Consider the following 4,624-nt stretch of genomic DNA (forward strand, 5'->3'; position numbering starts at 1 on the left):
CAGCGGGGCAGGGGCCGGCGGCGCAGGTGTCCGCTGGGCAGCCGTCGGCAGCTCGGCGTCGGGCAGCTTGCCCTTCACCGACTGTACGAAGGCCATTGTCTGCGCGATCAGGAGATCGCGTTCTTTCATCCACTTCATGGCGCACCTTGGGCGCGCGGATTCCAGCAAAGCAACCGCGCGGAATCAAGCACTCGCCATCATGATGGTTGACGAAGACGCCTGTTTCACAGGTGCGGTGACATAATTGTGACATTCACGGGGCGCGCGGGCGGTCAGCGCTGCCGCGGATTGGTGTTCGGGACGAACGGGGTACCGATGATCCGGACCGGCGCCTGACCACCAGCCGGTGCCTGATTCGCGGCCGGCCGCGGCGCGGCGTTCGCCGGTGCGGGTGCCGGATCGAGCAGGGCAACGAGGCCGGCAGCGGCCACGCTCAGCAGCGTGAAGCTGCCCAGAAGCAGTAGATTGCGGTTGGCTTCGCGTACCCTCATGCGGAGAAAATCGCGTGAGAGGGCATAATGTTCCGAACAAATCCTCAGGCGTTTTCGCGCGGATTTGGCCGCCGCTTGAGACCGTGCGTGAAGGGCAGGTTTGAAAGTTCGGGAGATTTGTCCCCGTGAGCTTCCTGACCTCGGTCGGTCCGGCCGAAGGGGCGGGTTCAGCCTAGTGGGCCGCCAGCGCAACGGGGGCTGGCTCGGCGCTGCGTGCCTCGATCAGGTCGGCGTAGCGGCCATACTCCTCGGCCATTTCGAGCAGCTTCTCGCGCACCGAGGTGTCGGTGACCTGGCGGGCCAGCCGTCGCGCCTGATCGGACTGGAAGCGGTAATGTGCTGTGTCGGACATCGTGGGCTCCTCACACATGTGTAAGGGCCATCCGGCAAAGGTTCATCGCGCCGCTATTGAAGGGTCTGGGACCGATCGGTCAGCGTGGCGGCTATCGTGCCGGCCTTGTCCTCGCGGACCTCGACCTCGAACCACCCCATCTCCTTCAGCTCGCGCGCCTTCTTCTCGGCCGCGTCTTCGCTGTCGCGCTTCAACACGATTTGGCTGGTGCCGTCACGGGCAAGGATCAAGTAGGTCATTGGCTGATGTCCCATCCCACCCCCACATTCTGCATACGGCGTTTCGAGCCGCAAGAACAGAAACAAGGCGAGGGATGGGTGATGCTACGGGGATGCTCCCACGATTCCTGCCAAGGAGCAGGGCGGCGGGCGCTATTTCGGAACCCTGGTCACACAACGGGATCGTTGCCGCCGTTCGGCAAGCCTGTGAGATGGAGACAGGCAGTGCTCGCCGCGGTAACGCCAAGTGTGGCGATGCACTTCGCGTTGTTGTGTTCGCCTCGTCCTTTTCAGTTTCGCGTGCAACTCGTCGTGGCGCTGACCGTGGTGCATCGCGCCCTCGATGCCGCACAGCATGCCGTGCGAGTGCGCGCGATCGATGACGTGAGGCATCTGCTGAAGACCGGAATAGTACGGTTCTCTCTGTGCTTGTGGGCCATCAAGCGAAGCGCTTTGATTGGATCGCAACGACGTGCTCGGATTGATTCCGGGGACGACGCGCGGCACAAGCCGCGTGGATATGAGAGGAGGACCAGATGCCCAGGCACTTCGGTTTGAAGGCGACGTCGGCAGCAGGACGGTCTACGTTCACAGGGTCATCAAGAGATTTGCAGCAGCGGACTGCGGCGGCGTCCGCGTCGAAGAACCATGCTCCGGCCAGTGCAGCATCGTCGAAGCTCGCTGCGCCATGCACGGAGCTGCCCTATTCGCCTGCGAGCTGGCGCGGCTGCTGTGGTCGACGGTCGATCTCGGCGGACTGAACATCCGCGCGATGAGGCATGGCTGGCCAGTTGTTTTATGGCTGGGACAGTTCGTGCTTCTTCTCGCGCTTCAGGTCCATGCGATCGATGCGTTCATCGATCAGTCGATTCAGTCGCTCGTCCCGCAGCAAATCCTTCCTGAACAGCCCGCCATGCAGGCGATAGGCGAGAAGGAGCAGGGCAACTGCGCCGCCCACGAGATAGTAGGACCAGTTCATCGTCAGAGCCGCGCCGTGGCAGCCTCACTTGTCGCGATAGAGCGAGCTTAGGGCTGTTTGCGGCGCCTTGTCCAACGCGATCCTCGGTCGCGCCGGCTGAACATGTTTCGAAACATCAATGGGATGTGACAACAGTGCGACAGAGAGGGCGCCGGTCACCGCGCCAAGCAGGTGTGACCGGCGGCGTTGGCCAGCAACCAGCAAAGCGTCAGCTCAGTTGGAGCCCGCGAGGATGAACAGATTATTGTAGACGGGCGTCGCAATGAAGGCGACCACATAGGCCATCTGGCGTTCGCTCTTGCCGCGCCAAAGCAGCCACATCATGAGATAGGTCAAACCAAGCTTGGCAACGAGCCACCACTCACCCAGCCACTCCTGGGTGAACCGCATGAACGGGTTCAATTCGCCCATTCCGCGCTGCAATATTTCGTTGGTGGTGATGAGATCCGAGTAGCCCATCAGCAGGGCACAGACCAACAGCATTGCCTTCAGCAGCGATGTTCTCGCCCGCAATTGCTTTTCCGTCATCAGGTGTTCGCCCGAATCTGCTCTGGTTCCCTGTTGCGCAATTTTGCGGAACTTTTCAGCGAGCGCAAGTCTTCACGACCTGGTGGTCTAACCCCAAGCCTCCCGTACCAAGGCACGGCCGACGAGGATCTCATTGATCTCAGTCATGAAAAGCTGGTGCCGGCTGAGGGGATTGAACCCCCGACCTTCAGTTTACAAAACAGTGGCTTGATCGAAATTACGTTCGCATTTTCAATGGGATGACTGCGAAGATTGTTTAAGGGGTAACTCGTGGGGTAATTTGAACGTCCGTCGTCGCGGTAGCGCGGTTGCCGCGACCGTCGCTATTTTGTATGAGCGGGCGAGGGCCGGTGTAGCACAGCGGTAGTGCAGTGGTTTTGTAAACCAAAGGTCGGGAGTTCGATCCTCTCCACCGGCACCAGTTCGTCGTGTTCGATAATGAAGCCGCCCCCGTTCCTGTCGAATTGGAACGTGACCAAATCAATACGGTGGCCGCCGATCCTTCTGGAGTGAGGGAATGTCCCCGAAAACTTGATTGATCGCAGGTCGGGTTGCACGATCTGTTTTAGCGCAAGGACCATTTCGTTTCGCTCGCTCATTGGCTCACTTCGTCGCCCAACCGAGCCGAAAGAATCCTCATAAAGTCTCGCACACTGCATCAACAAAGCCAGCGTACGGGCTTGCCAGCATGCCGGGGGCGGCTTTCATCAGGTGAGGGCCAACCACTTCCGGCAGCAGCGTGGAAGCGGCATTCGTGATCACTCCGGTAAACAGCCTGATACCCGCGAGCAGCCTCGCGGCTGGCTGATCAACGTTGGCGGGCAGGGCGTTGGGGATGAACAGAATTTGCGTCTGACCGGTGTCAACGTTGGTGACGGAGGTAATCGGGCCGCGCTCGGTCTCGTTCTGGTTCACGGTTAGCTTTGGCATTGCTCAAAATCCTTTCGGTGCTCGGTTCGCGTCCAATCCTCGAAGCGCATCGCGCGTCGATCCGTGAGCCGATGAAGTCATATTCGCGGGGGGCCGTTCAACGCGATAATCATCGCCCGCGCCGCAGAGCATCGGTTCGGCAATTTGAGGATTGATCGCAAAGATCATCGCAAAATCTGGCCGTTAGCTGATCGCGACGACCATCAGGACAATGTGCGGGTAATTTGTCGGCTATCGAAGACAGCGCGCACCCCTTGATCTGCATCAACGAGATGACGATCCCGATCGGCGAGGCTTGTCTTCGTTCAAATAGGGAGACTGTCATGAAACTTCGAAACGTCTTCTTCGCTGCTGCGGCTGTTGCGATTGGGATTTCCGGTTCGGTAGACTGGTCGCACGACAACGGTCTTTCCTTGTCTATAGACAGCGCACAAGCCCGAGTTGGAAGACCACTAACCCCAGTGAGCGTTGCCGGTGTTGCACGTCGAACGACCCGGCGGGCGGTCGTTGGAGGTGCGGCCGTGGGCGCAGCGGTGGCGGCACCGTGTGTCCGCGTCCTCGTGAATGGGGCCTATGTTTGCCGATAGGTAATCGGGCAGCTTAGCACCGCGCGGCTATGGGGTAGATCGATCCCTGAATTCGGAATGCGCAACCCAAAACTGCTCAACGACTGAATCCCTTCACAGTGCGATAGCCAAATCATGTAAATTAGAAACCCGGCGATCCCCCATAATTTGGCTGGACAGCTTGGGCAGGTCTTCCGTTCCCCTACGCCGCAGAGAATGGCTGATGTATTTTTTTGTAAAGCGGCAGAGAGGCTGTCCAAGCTGTCCCGAAGGGTAAGCTTGAAAATTATGCAAGCCGCCCCCTGTGACCGGGATGGCAACCTGCCGGTCCAATCCACCGCCAGGCCTTGATCGGCCAGCAGCAAAAAAGGCGGCCCGAAGGCCGCCTTTTACGCCATTGAGCGGTTCGCCTCGCTACTGGCAGGGATGCTGGCGGCCGTCGCTGCCGCGGAACCAGGTGCCGGGCGTGCAGACGAAACCGTTCTGCCGCGCATATTCCTCGCCGCCGATCGGGGCGCGGGCATCATAGTCGGGGCCGCCGAATGGGGCGGTGGCGATCG

At 60.1% G+C, this 4,624-nt stretch carries 7 protein-coding genes and 1 tRNA gene; 3 read left to right on the forward strand and 5 right to left on the reverse strand.

Annotated elements, in window-relative coordinates; translation table 11 throughout:
* Positions 1-272: 272 nt before the first annotated feature.
* From H8A92_RS39630 to H8A92_RS39640, 3 genes are all read right to left on the reverse strand, one after another.
* Entirely contained in the window at positions 273-491 is a 219-nt protein-coding gene (locus H8A92_RS39630; protein ID WP_229200685.1) for a hypothetical protein, read from the reverse strand.
* A 172-nt stretch (positions 492-663) separates the two neighbouring features.
* Entirely contained in the window at positions 664-843 is a 180-nt protein-coding gene (locus H8A92_RS39635) for a hypothetical protein (protein WP_229188346.1), read from the reverse strand.
* Between the two features lie 53 nt (positions 844-896).
* On the reverse strand, positions 897-1,082 hold the full coding sequence (locus H8A92_RS39640) for a hypothetical protein (RefSeq protein WP_229188345.1): 186 nt from the start codon (positions 1,080-1,082) through the stop codon (positions 897-899).
* Positions 1,083-1,518: 436 nt separating this feature from the next.
* Here H8A92_RS39640 and H8A92_RS39645 point away from each other — a divergent pair, with 436 nt between their 5' ends.
* A complete protein-coding gene (locus H8A92_RS39645; RefSeq protein WP_229200686.1) occupies positions 1,519-2,091 on the forward strand; it encodes a hypothetical protein in 573 nt (190 codons plus the stop codon).
* Positions 2,092-2,253: 162 nt separating this feature from the next.
* Here H8A92_RS39645 and H8A92_RS39650 read toward each other — a convergent pair whose 3' ends face one another.
* Complete coding sequence (locus H8A92_RS39650; protein WP_229200687.1) at positions 2,254-2,568, reverse strand: DUF5658 family protein; 315 nt, start codon at positions 2,566-2,568, stop codon at positions 2,254-2,256.
* Positions 2,569-2,914: 346 nt separating this feature from the next.
* Here H8A92_RS39650 and H8A92_RS39655 point away from each other — a divergent pair.
* Positions 2,915-2,989 (forward strand) — tRNA-Thr (locus H8A92_RS39655).
* Between the two features lie 215 nt (positions 2,990-3,204).
* On the opposite strand, the gene H8A92_RS39660 is transcribed toward H8A92_RS39655, so the two are convergent.
* On the reverse strand, positions 3,205-3,498 hold the full coding sequence (locus H8A92_RS39660; RefSeq protein WP_229200688.1) for a hypothetical protein: 294 nt from the start codon (positions 3,496-3,498) through the stop codon (positions 3,205-3,207).
* A 323-nt stretch (positions 3,499-3,821) separates the two neighbouring features.
* Here H8A92_RS39660 and H8A92_RS39665 point away from each other — a divergent pair, with 323 nt between their 5' ends.
* Positions 3,822-4,085, forward strand: coding sequence for a hypothetical protein (locus H8A92_RS39665; RefSeq protein ID WP_229200689.1), 264 nt, complete (start codon positions 3,822-3,824; stop codon positions 4,083-4,085).
* The last annotated feature ends 539 nt before the right edge of the window (positions 4,086-4,624 follow it).

The sequence above is a fragment of the Bradyrhizobium acaciae genome, from assembly GCF_020889785.1.
In the GTDB taxonomy this organism is placed as follows: Bacteria; Pseudomonadota; Alphaproteobacteria; order Rhizobiales; family Xanthobacteraceae; genus Bradyrhizobium; species Bradyrhizobium acaciae.